Below are 18,642 nucleotides of genomic sequence, written 5' to 3'. Positions count from 1 at the left end.
CAATTAGATTGTGAGGCTTAAAATGAGAAAAGTTGTAGCTAAACAAGGAGGAAATTGCCGTTAATATGCACATATTGACAAAATTTCTAACGATGTTTAGCAAAATTTAGCCATATTTAGCCATTTTAAGACCACTAAATGTATTCATGTACTAATTGATGACACGCCCTAGCCTAATGATGAGTCGTATTATGAGTTTATCTCCATTGCAACGTTACGAGCAAGCCGTCAGTACAGATGAGTTTACTCAAGATGAGCAACAATTCAAGGCCATGAGCTATCTTGATGAGATACATCATCAGCTCGTCAATAGTGTGCCACAAAAGAAAAGTTTTTTTAGCTTTTTAAAAGCCAAGCCCGTAGCACCAACAGGTCTATATATGTGGGGCGGCGTAGGTCGCGGTAAAACATGGATGATGGACATGTTCTATGATTCATTGACCATTGACCGCAAGATGCGCCTGCATTTTCATCATTTTATGCAACGTGTGCATCAGGAGCTACACAAGCTACAAGGCGAGAGTGACCCATTAGAGAAAGTGGCTGATATTATCTATGAAGAGGCAGTCATCATTTGTTTTGATGAATTCTTTGTATCCAACGTCTCTGATGCCATGATTTTGGGCGATTTGTTCACCATGCTGTTTAATCGTGGTATCACGTTGGTTGCTACCTCGAATATTGAGCCGTCGGGACTGTATAAAGATGGTTTGCATCGTGACCGCTTTATGCCAGCTATTGCTGAAGTTGAACGCCATACAGCGGTGATGAATATTGACTCTGGTATTGACTATCGTTTGCGCGTTTTACAACAGGCAGAGTTATATGAGTCGCCCATGACCAAAGCCAACCATCATTGGTTAGCCAACCGTTTTGCCAGCTTGTCTAATAATCAGAAAATTAGTAATGAGCCAATTACTATTAATGGACGAGAAATAAAAATCAATGCTCGCACCGAAGATATTCTATTTTGCGACTTCCGTCATTTATGTATGGAACCACGTTCAGCATCTGATTTTATTGAAATCGCTAAGCAGTTCAATACGGTGTTGGTCAATGCTGTGCCTGCATTAGAGGATGATACTTACCGTGATCCAACGCGTCGTTTTATTTATCTGGTCGATGAGTTTTATGATCGCCGTGTCAAACTATTAGTGCGAGCAGAGCAATCTATTTTGGAGTTGTATCAAGGACAGAAGCTAGCGTTTGAGATTGAGCGTACACGTTCACGCTTGCTTGAGATGCAGTCAGAAGATTATTTGCGCATGGAGCATCGTGTCGAAGTTGCTCCAGCATAAAAGCAGCAGTTTTTTAGATAAAAAATAATAAGAAATAAGGAACGATAATGACCACATCTAACAATAATGATAAAAAACTGTCTATCAAAGACGTAACCACTGACAGTATGCCGATTACCAGTGAAGAAATGATTGGCTGGATCAACTCAAGACGTAGCATGGGGAATCTGGATGCACCAGCACCCACTCATGCACAGGTTGAAACAGCGATTGGATGTGCGGCAACAGCACCAGACCATAAGAAACTACAACCATGGCGTTTTATCATCACTGAAGGCGATGCTCGTCATGAGCTAGGCAATGCTTTAGCAGAAGCGGCCCAAGCGAAAGCGGTGCAAGAAGGAGAAGAGCTTTCTAAAAAAGACATTGAAAAGGCCCATAATATGCCTTTACGTGCGCCTATGGTTATTACTGTCGTTACTAAAATACAAGCGCACAAAAAAGTCCCACCTTTTGAGCAAATGCTAAGTGCTGGTGCGGCTGTTCAAAATCTGATTTTGGCATTAAAAGCGCAAGGGTTTAGTACCGTGTGGCGTACTGGATTGTTATGTAACGAACCAGCTGTCAAAGCCTACTTTGATGTTGGTCCAGATGATTATGTCACCGCTTTTGTTTATACTGGGACCAGTCCTAAAGACGAGGCACCACGTAAAGCCATTGATATCGAGTCGTTAGTACGATTTGAGTCATAGTTATTCTGAGCATCGCCTGCTTAGTCAAAAAAGCCAAATAACTTCAGCACCCAAAATGCATAAGTCATGATAAGTTCTATTAATAATAAGTCAGTCAATATGGATAAAAGAATATGACCAGCCCCAATAATAGCCATAAAAAAACCAGTCACGAAAATAGCGAAACAGATAAGAATACGCCAGAAAAGCAAAACAGTCTGCTGGCAGGTATCATCGAGCGTGCAACCAAATCAGGTATTGGCCGTAAAAAGCTAAATCCTAGTGCGGTAGAGTCCGCAGTGGCAAAAAACATGGCGGATATTCATAGTAATCCTACCAAGCTGCGTTTGGCATTTTTAGGTGGTGGTAGTTTTGGTACGGCAATGGCAAATTTGGCTGCCCGCAATGGCTGTGATACCACGCTATGGGTACGTAATAAACGTACTGTAAAAGCGATGGTCAAGACCCAAACCAATAAAAAATACTTGCCAGGTTATAAGCTTGATGATCGTCTCAAATACAGCCATGATTTGGCGGCAAGCGTCAAAGACAAAGATATTATTTTTATTGCTGTGCCGGGCTTGGCATTTCGAGAGACCCTAAAAAATATTGCGCCATTTATTAGTGGACAGTCTATTGTGTCATTGACCAAAGGGATGGAAAAAGACACTTTTGCAATGATGAGCGATATTATTAAAGAGGTTTTGCCAGAAGTGAATTTTGGTGTCATGTCAGGACCAAACCTTGCAATAGAAATCATGAAAAACATGCCGTCTGCTACAGTCATCGCTAGTGAGTCTGAGCCATTACGCCATGCAGTACAAGCTGCGCTACACAGTGCGTTCTTTCGAGTATTTGCCAGTGATGATGTCAAAGGTGTGGAGCTGGGCGGTGCGCTCAAAAACATCTATGCGATCGCAATGGGTATGGCAGCGGCTTACGATGTCGGCGAAAACACCAAAGCGATGATACTGACCCGTGCCTTGGCGGAAATGAGTCGCTTTGGCGTGGAAGCGGGTGCGAATCCACTAACGTTTTTAGGATTGTCTGGCGTTGGCGATTTATACGCCACTTGTAGCTCAGAGTTGAGTCGCAATTACCGTATCGGTAATATGCTTGGCCGTGGTATGAGCATCGATGCAGCGGTGAAAAAACTTGGTCAGACGGCTGAAGGGGTCAACACCATTCAGCAAGTGCATGAGAAAGCCACCAAAGAAGGCATTTATATGCCTATTACGCATGCGCTTTATGCTGTTATTTATGAAGATAAAGCAGCATTGGGTGTGGCTTTGCATCTTATGGAAGCAGGGTTCCGCAGTGATGTCGAATTTGTTATGGCGCATGACCACAGCAATGCGGCACTTACCGCGCAAATGAAAACGTCAAGCGACAGCACTGATGATGAAAGTGGCGATACTGACAGTAAGTAAAACTCCAATGTTAAATGATGACGTTGTTTTAAGAATGGTTATTCTGCAAACAACGCCATCATGACAACGTATAAAGGAAGGTTATGAAAATTATACTCGTTCGTCATGGTCAAGCAGAAGATGAATCGCGCCCAGACAGCGCGCGCCAGTTAACAGATTTTGGTCAACAGCAAGCCATACAAACGGCAGAGTATGTGACGACTCACTACAATCCCGATTACTTTGTCGTCAGCCCTTATGACAGAGCACAGCAGACACTAGCAGAATTTCAGTCGAGAGCACCGACAGTACCATCGGTCATATTAAAAAACATTACACCTTCTGATGATGCTCGTCAGGCCCTTATGGATTTGGCTAATATCGAAGCTGAGTGTCTGGTCGTCGTGTGTCATATGTCTATCGTTGCTTATATCGCTGGTCTATTAACGGGTGATTATCCTGAATCGTTTTCTTTGGCAGAAGCCAGAGTATTTGAGATGGAATTTGTGATGATGGGGATGGCAACTGAGGTTGATCGCTTTGTACCTGAGCAGCCATATTAAGCTCTTTACTCATGTGTTTTTTAAGGCTAATTAATAAACCATTGGTCCCATATTTCCCATTAGACCGTATCATACGAACGGTCAAAAAATTTCTGTTTATGGCAGTTGTCCATGATGATTATAAAACCGATACGCAAAACAATATCTATCAGAAACTCTTGAAAGAAGTTAGAGTAAATACGCCAATTCAGGGGTAAGTGCCCACTATTTCATGCCTGTGTGTTCTATAAGCATGCGCTATCTTCCAACACAGTATTATTAATACATTGCTTTCAAATCACTGTTTATCATGAGACTCATTGAAAAGCAGCTCATCTGCTCCCATCAAATAATAACTAGCTACTATCAGTTATGGAACTTTACTATGAACCATTCTCCTAATCACAATTCTGATGATCGTTTGCAAAAACAGACAAAAACTGCTGATAACAGTCATCATGAATCAGGTGGGGCTAGTTTTAATGATGAGCGGTCTGATTATGGTATCTCTCAGCAACGACAAGATAATACGATGAGCGACAGTATGAATAACGATAATATGAATAACGACAAGCGCCGTTCTCTCACCACTTATAACCACATTACTTATTTTCTATACGTGATTAGCTATTTCACTGCTGGGTTATTGTGGATTGTGCCGATTGTGATGAACTATGCCAAGCGCCACGATGCAAATGGCTCATGGCTGGCCACACATTTTGATTGGCAGATTAAGACTTTTTGGTACAGCATTGTTTTGTTTCTAATCGGCATCGTTATTATAACGTTTGCCTTGGGCGGCTTTGGTGTCAGCATATTGGCTGATAGTGATCATATCGCTATTGGCTCGTTACTCTTGGCTGGATTTGGCTTCTTAATTATGATATTTACCTTTGTCTGGCATCTATACCGTATCGTACGTGGTTGGATAGCTCTGACGGATGGTCGTCCTGTGCCTTGATAGCCAGTTAATCGCTATTTATCTATATAGGCTGTGGTTTTAATATAGAAATTTACCGCAGGAAACTTTGCTCTTATTTCTGTTAAGCTGATATAATCGCAGCGCCTGATTTCATTCGCACTTTTTATTCACTATTTCTTTTTAGCAGGGTCTGTCATTACTATGTCTTATGCCTTACTTCGTCCTTTTTTCTTTAAGATGGATCCCGAGCACGCCCACGAGATGACCTTGTCCTTATTGGATAAAGCTCATAAAGCGCGTGTTTTAGGTTTGGTGTACGGTCAGTCGATGCAGCCAACAGACTGTATGGGTTTACAGTTTTCTAATCCAGTAGGCTTAGCCGCAGGATTGGATAAGAACGGTGACTATATTGATGCCTTGGCTGAGTTAGGATTTGGTTTTATAGAAGTCGGAACGGTCACACCGAGGCCACAGATAGGTAATGACAAGCCAAGATTGTTTAGAATAAAGCAAGCAGATGCCATTATTAACCGTATGGGCTTTAATAACCAAGGTGTCGATTATCTGATCGAAAATGTCAAACGTTGCAAATACAAAGGCAATATTGGCATTAATATCGGTAAAAATGCCGATACGCCAGTAGAGCAGGCAGCAGATGATTACGTCTATTGTTTAGAGCGTGCTTATCCGCATGCCTCTTATATTACCGTTAATATCTCTTCGCCAAACACCAAAAACTTACGTGATCTGCAAAGCGGTGAAGCATTGACTCAGCTTTTAGATACCATTAAAAACCGTCATAGCCAATTGGCGACCGAATATGGTTTTTATGTGCCATTGGTACTGAAAGTTGCTCCTGATTTAGAGCCTCTACAAGTAGACTATATCTCACAGCAGCTGATAGATTTTGAAATTGATGGTTTGATTGCGACCAATACGACTTTGAGCCGTGTCGGCGTAGAAGACTTACGTGATGGTGATCAAATGGGTGGTCTATCTGGTCGTCCAGTGAGCCATATTAGCACTCAGATTTTACAACAGTTTTCTGATCAGCTAGAGGGCAAAGTCGCCTTGATCGGTGTCGGTGGTATCGACAGTGGTGCGAAAGCCGTCAAGAAGATTCAGGCCGGTGCAGACATGGTACAGCTCTATACAGGGCTTATCTATCGTGGACCTGGATTGGTACAGTCTTGTATTCAGGCAATCGGTGGTTATTATGATGCCATGGAAAGCTAGACTGTCCATAAACCTATTATAAATTGAATGCTCAAAGATTAACCTTGTCATAAACACTTAAGTAAATACTTGATAAAAATACCATAGGGTATGAGGCATAGAAAATGAGTGGTCTGGATATTGTGATTGCTATTGTTGTCTTGGTTGGCTTGTGGCGCGGCTTTCAAGTAGGGTTGATTAAAACAGCCATTGGTTTGGTCGGTTGGTTGATTGCGCTAGTCGCTGCTACGCGTCTGGCGGGTGTTGTGTCGCCTCAATTAGCAGGTATCGTAGAAAACCCTGTCTTACAAATGGCAATGGCATTTCTATTAGTGGTGATCGTAATATTAGCCATCATGCACACAGTTGCGTTTGTATTTTCAGGGGTGCTCAAAACCTTACGTCTGGATATCGTTGATAAGATGGCAGGTGGCGTCCTTGGTGCAGCCAAAAACGTATTAATGGTTTTAGTGGTTCTGAGTGTCAGTGCGCCACTATTGGTACAGATGCCGCAATGGCAAACCTCAGTGCTAGCGCCAGAGCTAATGCCTTATGCACCGATGGGTAAAGCGTTGGTGTCAGATGTGCTTGGTATGGCTTGGGATCAAATCAATCAATCATAAGCTAACTCGTCATATTTCTAAGTATTAACGCTATGATTTTTATCATGTCTTTTTTACCACTCAAGCTTTTATAGCATCAATAACATCGTATTCAAAATTCATTCTTGAAAAAATAATTTTTGATAGCAGTTAAGGCTCATAAATCAGCATCAATTAATGATGGATGCTGATTTTTTGAAAACCAAAAAGATAAATGCTTGTTTAATGTTTCGTAAATATCATCAGGTCGACGGTGAGTGGCAGCACGCATTTTAGATAGCGTGCCGTCTAATTTTTTGCCGTTATTGTAGTACTAATGTATGGGTCAAAATAGGATATAGCTATTATGTGTGGAGTCATTGGAGTTGCAGCTCACGAACCAGTCAATCAGATACTTTATGACGGTTTGACGATGCTACAGCATCGCGGGCAAGATGCAGCAGGTATTGTCACTTTGCAAGATGGACGACTCTATCTACGTAAAGAAAATGGCATGGTACGTGACGTGTTTATGAATCGTCATATGATGAAACTGGTTGGTAAATTCGGTATCGGTCACGTTCGTTACCCAACGGCAGGCACGTCAAGCAGTGCTGAAGCTCAACCATTTTATGTCAACTCACCTTATGGTATTACCCTTGCGCATAATGGTAACTTGACCAATGCTGAGAGCTTGGCCAAGTCTTTGTACATCGAAGATCGCCGCCATCTTAATACCGATTCAGATTCTGAAGTACTCTTGAACGTACTGGCCCATGAAATGCAGAATTTGGGTAAAACCAAAGCAACGCCTGCTGATATATTTGAAGCAGTCACGGCTGTATATGGTCGTGTTGAAGGTGCTTATGGTGTTGTCGCCCTTATTACTGGCCATGGTTTACTTGCCTTTCGTGACCCGAACGGTATCCGTCCGCTTATCTATGGTAAGCGTATGGCTCCAAACGGCGGCACTGAGTATATGGTCGCTTCAGAGTCAGTAGCCTTAACGGGGTCTGGATTTACGATTATTCGTGATGTCAAACCAGGCGAAGCTATCTTTATTGATCTCGATCATAAAATACACACCCATCAGTGCGTAGAGCAAAAAGAATATACACCATGTATCTTTGAATATGTCTATTTCGCTCGTCCAGATTCAATCATGGACAATATCTCAGTTTATAAAGCCCGCTTACGTATGGGTGAAAAACTGGCAGATAAGATCATGAATGAATGGGGCGAAGATCACGATATCGATGTGGTTATTCCTATTCCAGATACCTCGCGTACTTCTGCGATGGAGTTGGCGCTTAAGATGAATGTTAAGTACCGTGAAGGGTTTATGAAAAACCGCTATATCGGTCGTACCTTCATCATGCCAGGTCAGCAACAACGCAAAAAATCTGTCCGTCAGAAACTCAGCGCTGTGCCGTTAGAATTCAAAGGTAAAAACGTACTGTTGGTCGATGACTCTATCGTTCGCGGTACGACATGTCATGAAATCATTCAAATGGCTCGAGACGCTGGCGCCAATAAAGTATTTTTCGCCAGTGCTGCGCCACCGGTTAAGTACCCAAACGTGTATGGTATCGATATGCCAGTACGTAGCGAGCTAATTGCTTCAGGTCATACAGTCGAAGAAGTGCGTGAAATCATCGGTGCTGATCGTTTGATTTTCCAGGACTTGGATGACTTGATTGATGCAGTAAAAGATACCAAACACAGCAAAGTTGAAGGCTTTGATTGTGCCGTATTCAATGGTTGCTATATCACTGGTCAGATCAATGAAGCCTATCTTGATCATCTACAAGAGCAGCGTAATGACACGGCTAAAACAGGTAAAAAAGGCGTACAAATCGTGGCTGATACCCCAGTCGATATGATGGGTGTTGAGGAGCTTTAAGAAGCAACTCTTCTTAACTAGCTCTATACAACAGTACGCTTAGAAAAAGGCTGGATTCTTAATAGAATCCAGCCTTTTTTATGTTTGAAATATTGTTTAACGTTTTGTTTGGCACTGAATTCTAGCTAGTGCTTTTAGCCTAGAAAGTTATTTAATAGCCATAGTAAACTATTAATAGCAGCAATACCGACAATCATGCTGACTAATAATTGACGGCTGATATGGTAGACAAGTAAGACTAAAAGTAGAGCACCAATTTGTGCCATCAATAGATGCAATTCGGCACTATCCAGAGCCGTGGTCGCAGACAGGTCTTGATAAGAGAGACTGGTCAAAATGAGCAACACCATCACGGACAGCGGTAAGCTTTCATTCAATCGATGCAACCAAGGTGTGTCTAATAGTTTTCTGGGTATTAAGGAAGGTAGGGCGCGCGTGATAAAGGTAACAGCGGCCATCGCAAAAGTCGCGAAAATAAGATAACTACTGGTCATCAGTTTCTCCTGCCATGTTACTTTTTTCTTCCATGCCTCGCTGTACCCAAAATCCACGTGCTAAAATCAGCAACATACAAATGGTAATCGCAACCAATAGTAACCAGTTACTCGTAAATAACGAGGCTGCTGCTAGAGAGACTACGGCAATGCCAATTGGAAAATAGCGTTTGATACTTTGAAACTGCTCATAAGCCAAAATCGCAAACAAGCAAACCAAGGCGAAATCCAAGTGAGGTACCAAATCGCTGAGCGTGCTGCCAATCATAATACCAATCGTACTGGCCAGTACCCACCAACTTTGGTTAAAGAGGCTGATTGGTAGTATCAGGGACTGTCGCGACTCATTGGGCAAGCTGGTCATGACTGAAAATGTCTCGTCAGTCAGCGCAAATAGACAATAGATTTTAGCAAGTTTGTTCTTTGGTAGATATTGTAATAAAGGCATACCATAGAATACATGACGTAAATTAATAGCCGCAATATTCGTCGCGATATTACCAATCGGCAAACCAGCACTCAGCATGGGCAAACAAGCATATTGCGCAGCGCCAGCATATAATACGATACTGAGCATAATGATAGCCCACACAGGGATACCAGCAACTTGCGCGAGTACACCAAAGGCAATACCTGCAGGTAAGTAGCCCATTGCCACGGGTAAGCTTTTTTTGAAGCCTTCAGCCCAGTCATAGCGCATTTTATATGGCTGATGTAATTCTTTTGAACGAGTAGTCACAGAATATCCTAATGGTTTTTGTGTTCAAATTAAATTGAACCAACTATATTACAAACACTTTATAAAAATACGTTATTCAACACCATGTAGCTGAGAGTGGTATTAAGCTTCCGGCTGTAGTTTTTCGTAGCTGCCGGTTTGATGCGCGTGGTACAAGAAGCCACTTAAAATAATTAGCCTAAGTAATAATAAACACCACACACTCAACCAAATACCAGTCATGTCCCATTGCTGATAGAGAAACCAACTGAGTGGGAAAAATATAGCGGCGAGTATCAGGGCTGCATTACGGATAACATGACCAGCTGTTAAGCCAAAAAATATACCATCTAACCAATAGGCACCGACCCCGACGAGGGGTAGTAATACGGCATAAAGGTGGTAATTATATGCCAATGTAAAAACCGTTTCGATATTGGTCATAAACCCTAAATATGTTGGCATTGCAAGCCACCATATAGCACTCAAGGCGATGGCGAGTCCGTAACTGACAATACCTGTGCGCTTGATAATAATGCGAAAACGTGGCCAGTCTCGGCGCCCAGCCGCTTGACCACTTAACGTTTCAGCAGATACCGCAACACCATCAAGTGCAAAGGCTGAGATACTCAGGACTTGAAGTAAGATAGCATTGGCCGCCAGTATGACATCACCGCTTTGAGCAGAAAGACGAGTAATCCAAGCAAAACTCAAGGTTAAGATGAGTGTGCGAATGAAGATGTCTTTATTTAATGAGAACAGCCTAAGTATTCGCTCTTTAGTGAAATATTGCTTATCGGCAGTAAACAAAGCCTGCCAAGATATTTGCAGATGATGACGACTTAACCACAGTGCTAATAACACACCAAACCAGAAAGCAATGGTCGTACCTAATGCCACACCGGCCAAACCCATTTTCATCGTAAAGACAAAAAACAAGGTTAGGACGATATTGAGTATGGCAATAAAACCTTGTTGATATAGCATATAGCGGGTTTTACCTTGCCCAGCAAACCAACCGATAAATGCAAAGTTCATCAGCTCAGCAATTACGCCCCAAAACCTAACATCTAAATAAGTCTGTGCAGCACGACCACTATCTGGATTGGCTGATAGCGCTTGCAAACCAAAATCTATCAACCAAGGCTTTGCTAATAGCAAAATAGCACCGATACCAAATGCCAGTAGTAAAGCACGTTGTAAGATAGACAGTAGGGGCGAAGGGGCTGTATTAACTGACGTTGCCGTACCATCTGTAGCATGATTGGCCAGTTGTCCCATTGCTTGTGCTGACAGTCCGGACGATGCATATTGTAAGAAGTTAAAACTGACGAGCAACAATGACAATAACTGTATCGCGAGTCCCATACCAGCCAGTTTAGCGGTATCATTCATATTACCGACGATCGCTGTATCGATTACGCTTTGTAAAGGCATGGCCAGATTGGCCAATAATACTGGCAAAGCGATGGCAATAATACGCGTATAACGGGTATCGATGGGCGGCATTGGACTAGATATGGGAGTAGTCATTTTTGGCTCGTTTATACTTAAAACCCAACAAGGATTGAGCGTAGCATATTTGCTATTTATGACAAACACAGCTACAAAGACAAAAGCACCTAGACTCATTATTCATGAGTCAGGTGCTTTGATTTAAACGTTACTACTGTTATTTATGGCAGACTTTATAGTCAAATTTATATAAATTAAATAATACCATTAAACATTTATTCAAACATTTTTGGATCGTTAAAAGTAACGATTTCTTCTTCAAACTCTGGTTTTACTTTTACAATAAAGTCATCACGAGATAGACCCATACGTAATGGAATCGAACTTGCGATATAAGTTGATGAATAAGTACCAGCAATTAGACCGATGAAGAGGGCAACTGAGAACCAGTATAGACCATCACCACCTAAGAATAGCATTGCTAATACCACTAACAATACCGTTGAAATGGTCATAATCGTACGGCGCAGCGTCTCTGTTAAAGACAAGTCGATAGTCTGGCGCGGCGTGATACCACGGACGCGACGGAAATTCTCACGGATGCGGTCATAGACAACAATCGTATCGTTCAATGAGTAACCAATCAAGGCCAAAATAGCTGCCAACACAGTTAAGTCGAATGGAAAGCCAAATAAGGCAAACACACCAATAGTGACTACTGCATCATGAAACAGCGACATGACTGCACCAAGGGATAATTTGAATTGGAAACGTAAAGCGACATAACCAAGCATACAGGCTAGTGCTAGCGCTAACGACATCACTGAGTTTAAGTAGACTTCACTACCGACTTGACTACCGATAATATTGACGTTACTGATTTCAACATTATTATCAGCTAAGGTCAATGCTTTGGTCAGACTGGTATTGAGTCCATCAACATTATCAGACTGAGGTGGTAGGCGAATCAGTAGCTCTTGTGATGTTCCTAGGTACTGTACGACGGCATCATCAAAACCATTGTCTGACAAGGCATTGACAACATCAACTTGTTCAACAGACTGCTCATAACGCACATCTGCTGAGACACCACCTGTGAAATCAAGTCCCAAATTCAGACCGTTTACGGCGATAGCAATGATACTACCAATAACCATTAATAAAGATAAAATGGCCATGGGCTTTTCTATCTTCATAAAAGGAATGATACGCTGGTTGCCAATGGCTTTGATACCACCTTCAGCTTGTGCCGCTGCATCATCTGCCGCATCACCTGTTGCTAGGTTAGGCTCAGTTGCTTGAGTAGCCAGTGCTTGACTGTCTTTACCAGCACCCTTACCACTGCGACGAGCTTTACTGTTACTCGGCTGCGCTGTGACAGGGTTATTGGTTTTAGTATTGCTACCTTTGCCATCACGGCGTGGTTTGTTGCGGCGGCGCGTGCTTGCATTGTTTCCATCGCCATTTGAGCCGCCTGAACCATTTCGATCTGGACTATTCTGCTGTTCTAGAGGATTTTTATTCTCGATAGCCATAATGTTCTCCTAACCGATGCTCAGACGTTTGATGGATTTACGCTTGCCATAAGCAACTTGTACCAGCGCACGTGTGACCAGAATAGCCGTAAACAGCGAGCTGATAATACCAATAGCTAGCGTGATCGCAAAGCCTTTAATCGGACCAGTACCAATCGCAAATAAGATAAATGCGACCAATAAAGTTGTAATGTTGGCATCGAAAATACTACTAAAAGCTCGGTCAAAACCTGCCACGATAGCGGACTTCGGCCTTACTCCATTTGCAATCTCTTCACGTATTCGCTCAAAGATTAGTACGTTTGCATCAACTGCCATACCGATGGTCAAAACAATACCAGCGATACCGGGTAGGGTAAGCGATGAGCCTAGGATTGACATGATAGAGATGATGATAATCACGTTGACTGCTAGTGCTACGTTAGCGATGACACCAAACAGACGATAGAAGATAATCATAAACGCAAAGACTAGTAGATAGCCGACCTGTGTAGAGAATAGACCTTTTTCAATGTTCTCTTGGCCCAGTGATGGACCAATGGTGCGTTCTTCTACAAAGTACATCGGTGCCGCAAGTGCTCCTGAACGCAGTAGTAGTGCAAGCTCAGCAGCTTCAGCACTGCTGTCTAGCCCAGTAATACGGAAAGAGGATCCTAGAACCGCTTGAATATTGGCACGGTTGATGACTTTGGTTTCAGCATAAGGCGTACGTATTTCTTCAGTCTCGCCAGTTACTGGGTCTTCTTCATAGGTGATTCTTTGCTTGTTTTCAATGAACAATACCGCCATCTGTTTACCAACAGCGGTACGAGTGGCGTTTTGCATGAGCTTGCCGCCAGCACTGTCCAATGTAATACTTACTTCAGGTAGACCGCTTTCATCCAAGCCAGTTTGAGCATTGGTCACTTTATCGCCGCTGACAATAGCTTGACGTTCGAGCAATACAGGCGGGCCATCCAGTGTTTCAAACGGGAACGCTTCAGTGCCCGCTGGAGGAATACCACCTGTATAGTTGTCGGCATCTTCTGCCACCATACGGAATTCAAGGTTTGCGGTACGTCCAAGGACACGTTTTGCTTCTGCAGTATCCTGTACACCTGGCAATTCTACGACGATACGATTGGCACCTTGTGATTGCACTAGGGCTTCAGTAACACCCAGCTCGGCAATACGGTTGCGTAGCGTTGTCAAGTTTTGGTTGACGGCATAGCTATTGATTTCGTCAAGTGTCGCATCGTTATACGATAAGAGTAATGCAGGACCTTGATCGTCAATAGAAGATTGCAAGCTAAACGTGGTGCCCATCGATCCTTGTAGGATGTTTTGTGCACGATTGCGAGTGTCTGTATCAGCGAAATGCAATACCACGCTTTGATCTTCGGTCTTGATGCCTTTGACTGCAATGCGTTCAGCACGTAGCTCGCGACGCATGTCGCTACTAGCACCGGTCAGACGCTGCTCAAGTGCTTTGTCCATATCGACTTCGAGTACAAAGCGCACACCACCACGTAAATCAAGACCAAGTTTCATCGGTTTTGCGCCGATGTCGCGTAGCCACTGCGGTGTTGTCTGTGCTAAGTTAAGAGCGACCACATAGTTTTCGCCCAAATTTTGACGTAGCACTTCTTGCGCCTTTAGCTGATCGACTGAATTATCAAGACGAACCAGCGCACTATTGCCCTCAAATGTGCCGTCATGGTTATCCAGACCAGCGTCTTTGAGTAAGCTTTGAGACTGCGTTAAGATCTCTTCAGACAGCTGTGTACCTGCAGCAGCACTCGTAATCTGCACAGCGGGCTCGTCAGGATAGAGGTTAGGGGCAGCATATAGACCGGCAATGAGTATCACGACGGTAATAAGTAAGTATTTCCAAGCGGGATATTGCATAATCACTTCTTTAAGTTGATAAACAACTGGCGACGTAGGCCACAAGTTAGCAGATGGGAAGTTAGCGATAGCAAAGGTCTAATGCTGCGTATAAAAGCCATCATTATGTACCGTTGCGATCATCCGCGGTGATAGTAAAACAAAAAATAAAAACAACCTACTCAATAAGAGTAAATATAGACTATCCAGCAGTCTATAAGACTACTTTGTCTCATTTCTTTATAGCGAAAAATGACCGTAAATAATGTACGGTCATTTTTAGTCGTGGCATCTACTGATGATACGACCATCAAACAATCATTCATAGCAATGATTGATGCTTAAATGCTTTCGATAGTGCCAGCAGGCAATACTGAGATAACAGAAGCACGTTGTACTTTGATATCAGTATTATTATTTAAGCTAACCACTGCGTAGTCGCCTTCTAGGTTTTTAATGCGACCCATTAAGCCACCAGCAAAAATGATTTCACTACCAACGCTCAAGGCATTGACCATCGCACGATGCTCTTTGGTACGCTTAGACTGCGGGCGAATAACCAAGAAGTAAAAAATCGCAAAAAAAGCAACAGGCAGTAGAATCTGACCAAATAGTGACGCAGCACCGGCAGTTTCGGCAGCATGAGCAGCTTGAATAAATAAGAACATAGTTTCTCTCAGTAAGTCATGGATAATAATAAAATTAAACGCATAGTAACAAAAAATCCCAGACTTGGTAACTGTTAATCATAGCCTGAGCACGTTTTTCTTCCCGTCTTCATCAAGCCAGCGGTCATTACTTCTAGTGACCATATCTTTGATAACAGTATTTCTGACGACAGTATTTCTAATGCAACACGTAAGTTATGTTTGTTGTAATACGATAAGTGATGACAAAGTGCTGCGATTATAGCAAATTTCAGATATTTAGTGGATATTAGGCAATAGTAGCGTAATACAAGGTAGCAAAAAGCAAAGACTTAAAAAAAGCGACTTATTGTGAAATATCAGCATCAGTGCTACTATCAAATGGCAATAATTAGCTGTATTTAGCCCACTATTTATTGGAATGTCATTAAGCCTAATAGACAGTATGAAGTTAGCTTTAAATAGCTATCTAGAAAGTGTTGGCAGATACCTTTATGTCTTTCTACTTTGGTGCTGCTATTTGCTCTCTATATCTGCTGCTGTTTGCTTAAGATTCCTTTTTCTCTTTTCTGTTTAGGTTACCCAACTTGTTCACCACTTTTATGTTTGTACCTAGTTTATGTCGTCCGCGCGCTTTTAAAGAAGCGTCAGCCAAACCTCCTCCGACGCTGCACTATTTTAAGCGTCTTAGAAGCATGAAGCCTATTTTTGGGCTACTAGCGTTACTCGCAATGCTACTACCTTATCCGGCATTTGCTGCTGATGCTTCAGCAGATCCCACAGCGATCAATATTCTGTTATTGATATTCTTTGTGGTTGTGGCCATCGGTATCTCGTTTGTTTGCTCCTTAGCAGAATCCGCATTACTCAGCATGACACCGTCTTATATCGCTGACGTTCAAGAAACCAATCCAAAAAAAGCAAATATGCTCAGACGGCTAAAGGTTGATAATATCGACCAGTCGTTGGCAGCTATTTTGACATTGAATACAGTCGCTCATACATTAGGTTCTATCGGTGCTGGTGCTCAGGCAACGATTGTCTTTGGTAGTGCATGGTTTGGTCTATTCTCTGCCATTATGACATTGGCCATATTATTCTTGTCTGAGATTATTCCAAAAACACTAGGTACGGTATATTGGCGTCAGTTGAGTGGCATTGTCGCTTATTTTGTTCGTGGTATTATCCTGCTGTTGTACCCACTCATTTGGGTATCAGAGCGTTTGACAAAACTGCTGGTACGTGGCAAAGAACCTCAAGCATTTAGTCGTCGTGAGTTTGCAGCACTTGCGAGTATCGGTGAAGAGTCAGGACAAATTGATCCTTTAGAGTCGCGGATCATTCGTAACTTACTGGCATTTGGCGCCATTAAAGTTGAAGATATTATGACGCCGCGTTCGGTAATGCTCGCGTTTGAAGAAAATAAAACAGTCGCCGAATTATTGGTTGATCGCCCGAAGCTGACGTTTTCACGATTACCGATTTACGATGGTGACTTGGACAATGTTACTGGTTTTGTATTAAAAACAGATATGTTGTTAGCAAAAGTGAACCACGCTGTAGATAAGCCATTGACTCAGTTCAAACGTGAAATCACTTTTGTATTCTCCAAAATGAAACTGTTTGATTTATTAGAGCTCATGCTAAAGAACCGCATCCATATCGCGATTACTGTCGGTGAATATGGCGAGGTCAAAGGTCTAGTTACTTTAGAAGACGTGTTTGAGACTTTATTGGGTCTAGAGATTGTTGATGAGATAGATCGCGTTGAAGATATGCAGGCATTGGCTCGACAAATGATGGACAGACGAGTAGAGCGTTTGGGTATGAAGCTCAGTGATGATGAGCGCTATGATAATAATAGTACAGACACCAGGCTTTAAAATAGCATCGTCAGAGTTGTTATCGATTGATAGGTAGGGCGTTAAAGCTGAAGCGAAGATTGAGTTGTAGTTCGAAAGAGGTGACTTAGTCTGCGCTGATGCATACTTATTATAAGATCATGATATTGCTCGTACTTTAAAGGCGATGACTGTGCCTGTTTTGATATTCGCAATAATTACACAGGGTGTCACATAGCTGTGAGAATTAAATGATAGGCTCACTCTATGATACAACAACGCTGTCACGACTATTAAAAATATGGTTATGATAAGACAGCTATTGCAAGGTATCACTAGCTAGCTGAAGATTATTACTGTATAAAAAGTATCACTATTTAAGAAGTCTCATTAGCTAATAAGAAGTATCGCTATTGAACCAAAGCATGAGAGCCAACAGCATTGGCTTAGTTTATGATTACATAACTAGGTAGTATGTTGAATCAAATGATAGAAACACGTTAGTCGTCAATATATGACAACAACGGAAACTGTATTGCTAAGGATTATCATGAAACGATTATGGGGAAAAAGGCTTTTGGCGTTGTTAATCAAAGGCGCAGGCGTGGCTGCTGTGGTAGCTATTGCAAGTACCGTAAGTATCAGTGCGCAAGCGGCGCCCATGACCGAAGCGTTGGTGCAGAACTATGCCTCAGCAATGAAGTCATCAGCAAATAGCCGAAATGTCAGTCAGGTTGCTCGTCTCGTCTCTGATGATGCGCTGATTTCGTTGTCTAGAAAGGGTAAGTCTACTAGCTTGGACAAAGATGCTTATTTGAAACTGCTACAAAATAGCTGGAATGACACCTCTAACTATCGCTATGACATCTCTGTAGACAACATTGTCATTACGGGCGAGCAGGCCAAAGCCAATGTCACCACTAACGAAAGTTGGGTAAAAGACGGTCAAACGGTCTCGTTCGTCACCACATCTAGAGTGACTTTGGCGCTATCAACTGGCAATGCAGTGCTGCTGCGTGCGGTATCACAAATAACGATTAACTAGCCAGCTTATTAGGGCGTGTTCTCAATTTAATCGATAGTAATCTAAATGGGTTAAAAATGGCTAAATCTTGCCAAACGGTGTCAAATAGCTAACTAATATCTCGATATTACTTGCGCTATTTTCCTTGTTTGACTGCAATTTATCTCATTTTTATCACCATTTTTAAAATGCGGACACACCCTAGAGCGTGTTCTAAAATTAAGGACATGCTCTTGCGATTCAGCATCGATTGCACGCTATATGAACCATTCAGTCATTAACACCAATTTGGTATTGAACGGGTTTATTTAGAAATCTGCTTTATTCAAAAAGACAGTTACTATCTACTAAAAAGACAATCATTATCTATTGAAGCCTGCTAATTCTGTACGATGTTGGTTGTTTGCATGATTGTCTGCATGGACGTAATAATCTGGCGCCTTAGTAGACCAATCTAGATGTCGACTCAACTTATGACTATTATCTTTTTATATTAACTGGTCTTTGCTTTATATTGCATA

At 42.3% G+C, this 18,642-nt stretch carries 16 protein-coding genes; 10 read left to right on the top strand and 6 right to left on the bottom strand.

Annotated elements, in window-relative coordinates; genetic code table 11:
- The first annotated feature begins 191 nt into the window (after window positions 1–191).
- From zapE to purF, 8 genes are all read left to right on the top strand, one after another.
- Window positions 192–1,298: a cell division protein ZapE gene (gene zapE, locus AAEY75_RS02185; RefSeq protein ID WP_352258137.1), complete on the top strand. Its 1,107-nt coding sequence runs from the start codon at window positions 192–194 to the stop codon at window positions 1,296–1,298.
- Window positions 1,299–1,345: 47 nt separating this feature from the next.
- Entirely contained in the window at window positions 1,346–1,990 is a 645-nt protein-coding gene (locus AAEY75_RS02180) for a nitroreductase family protein (RefSeq protein ID WP_201590930.1), read from the top strand.
- Window positions 1,991–2,103: 113 nt separating this feature from the next.
- Window positions 2,104–3,399 (top strand): NAD(P)H-dependent glycerol-3-phosphate dehydrogenase, encoded by a 1,296-nt coding sequence (locus tag AAEY75_RS02175; RefSeq protein WP_352258134.1) that lies wholly within the window; start codon window positions 2,104–2,106, stop codon window positions 3,397–3,399.
- Between the two features lie 83 nt (window positions 3,400–3,482).
- Window positions 3,483–3,941 carry a SixA phosphatase family protein gene (locus tag AAEY75_RS02170; RefSeq protein WP_352258132.1) on the top strand — a complete coding sequence of 153 codons (459 nt, stop codon included), beginning with the start codon at window positions 3,483–3,485 and terminating at the stop codon, window positions 3,939–3,941.
- Window positions 3,942–4,305: 364 nt separating this feature from the next.
- Entirely contained in the window at window positions 4,306–4,881 is a 576-nt protein-coding gene (locus tag AAEY75_RS02165) for a DUF4870 family protein (RefSeq protein WP_227681287.1), read from the top strand.
- Window positions 4,882–5,043: 162 nt separating this feature from the next.
- The gene (locus AAEY75_RS02160; protein WP_197216205.1) at window positions 5,044–6,078 is read left to right on the top strand and encodes a quinone-dependent dihydroorotate dehydrogenase; all 1,035 of its coding nucleotides are present in this window, start codon (window positions 5,044–5,046) and stop codon (window positions 6,076–6,078) included.
- Between the two features lie 104 nt (window positions 6,079–6,182).
- Window positions 6,183–6,680: a CvpA family protein gene (locus AAEY75_RS02155; protein ID WP_352258130.1), complete on the top strand. Its 498-nt coding sequence runs from the start codon at window positions 6,183–6,185 to the stop codon at window positions 6,678–6,680.
- Window positions 6,681–7,005: 325 nt separating this feature from the next.
- Window positions 7,006–8,541, top strand: coding sequence for an amidophosphoribosyltransferase (purF, locus tag AAEY75_RS02150; RefSeq protein ID WP_197133593.1), 1,536 nt, complete (start codon window positions 7,006–7,008; stop codon window positions 8,539–8,541).
- A 134-nt stretch (window positions 8,542–8,675) separates the two neighbouring features.
- Here purF and AAEY75_RS02145 read toward each other — a convergent pair whose 3' ends face one another.
- From AAEY75_RS02145 to yajC, 6 genes are all read right to left on the bottom strand, one after another.
- Window positions 8,676–9,035, bottom strand: a complete 360-nt coding sequence (locus AAEY75_RS02145) for an AzlD domain-containing protein (RefSeq protein ID WP_352258128.1) — start codon at window positions 9,033–9,035, stop codon at window positions 8,676–8,678.
- Complete coding sequence (locus AAEY75_RS02140; protein ID WP_413786932.1) at window positions 9,025–9,774, bottom strand: AzlC family ABC transporter permease; 750 nt, start codon at window positions 9,772–9,774, stop codon at window positions 9,025–9,027. The genes AAEY75_RS02145 and AAEY75_RS02140 overlap by 11 nt, the downstream gene beginning before the upstream one ends.
- Window positions 9,775–9,876: 102 nt before the next feature.
- Window positions 9,877–11,286, bottom strand: coding sequence for an MATE family efflux transporter (locus tag AAEY75_RS02135; protein ID WP_197216199.1), 1,410 nt, complete (start codon window positions 11,284–11,286; stop codon window positions 9,877–9,879).
- 197 nt (window positions 11,287–11,483) lie between these two features.
- Window positions 11,484–12,743 (bottom strand): protein translocase subunit SecF, encoded by a 1,260-nt coding sequence (gene secF / locus AAEY75_RS02130; RefSeq protein ID WP_197216197.1) that lies wholly within the window; start codon window positions 12,741–12,743, stop codon window positions 11,484–11,486.
- A 9-nt stretch (window positions 12,744–12,752) separates the two neighbouring features.
- Window positions 12,753–14,630 carry a protein translocase subunit SecD gene (gene secD, locus AAEY75_RS02125; RefSeq protein WP_197216195.1) on the bottom strand — a complete coding sequence of 626 codons (1,878 nt, stop codon included), beginning with the start codon at window positions 14,628–14,630 and terminating at the stop codon, window positions 12,753–12,755.
- A gap of 320 nt (window positions 14,631–14,950) precedes the next feature.
- Complete coding sequence (gene yajC / locus AAEY75_RS02120) at window positions 14,951–15,277, bottom strand: preprotein translocase subunit YajC (RefSeq protein WP_110922992.1); 327 nt, start codon at window positions 15,275–15,277, stop codon at window positions 14,951–14,953.
- Between the two features lie 710 nt (window positions 15,278–15,987).
- Here yajC and AAEY75_RS02115 point away from each other — a divergent pair.
- Window positions 15,988–17,139, top strand: coding sequence for a hemolysin family protein (locus tag AAEY75_RS02115; RefSeq protein WP_413787052.1), 1,152 nt, complete (start codon window positions 15,988–15,990; stop codon window positions 17,137–17,139).
- Window positions 17,140–17,647: 508 nt separating this feature from the next.
- Window positions 17,648–18,142 (top strand): nuclear transport factor 2 family protein, encoded by a 495-nt coding sequence (locus AAEY75_RS02110; protein ID WP_197216193.1) that lies wholly within the window; start codon window positions 17,648–17,650, stop codon window positions 18,140–18,142.
- The last annotated feature ends 500 nt before the right edge of the window (window positions 18,143–18,642 follow it).

The sequence above is a fragment of the Psychrobacter sp. TB55-MNA-CIBAN-0194 genome, from assembly GCF_040309505.1.
Taxonomy (GTDB): domain Bacteria; phylum Pseudomonadota; class Gammaproteobacteria; order Pseudomonadales; family Moraxellaceae; genus Psychrobacter; species Psychrobacter fozii.
Note: the sequence above shows the minus strand (reverse complement) of the source record. Positions and strands in the feature narration are given on the sequence as shown.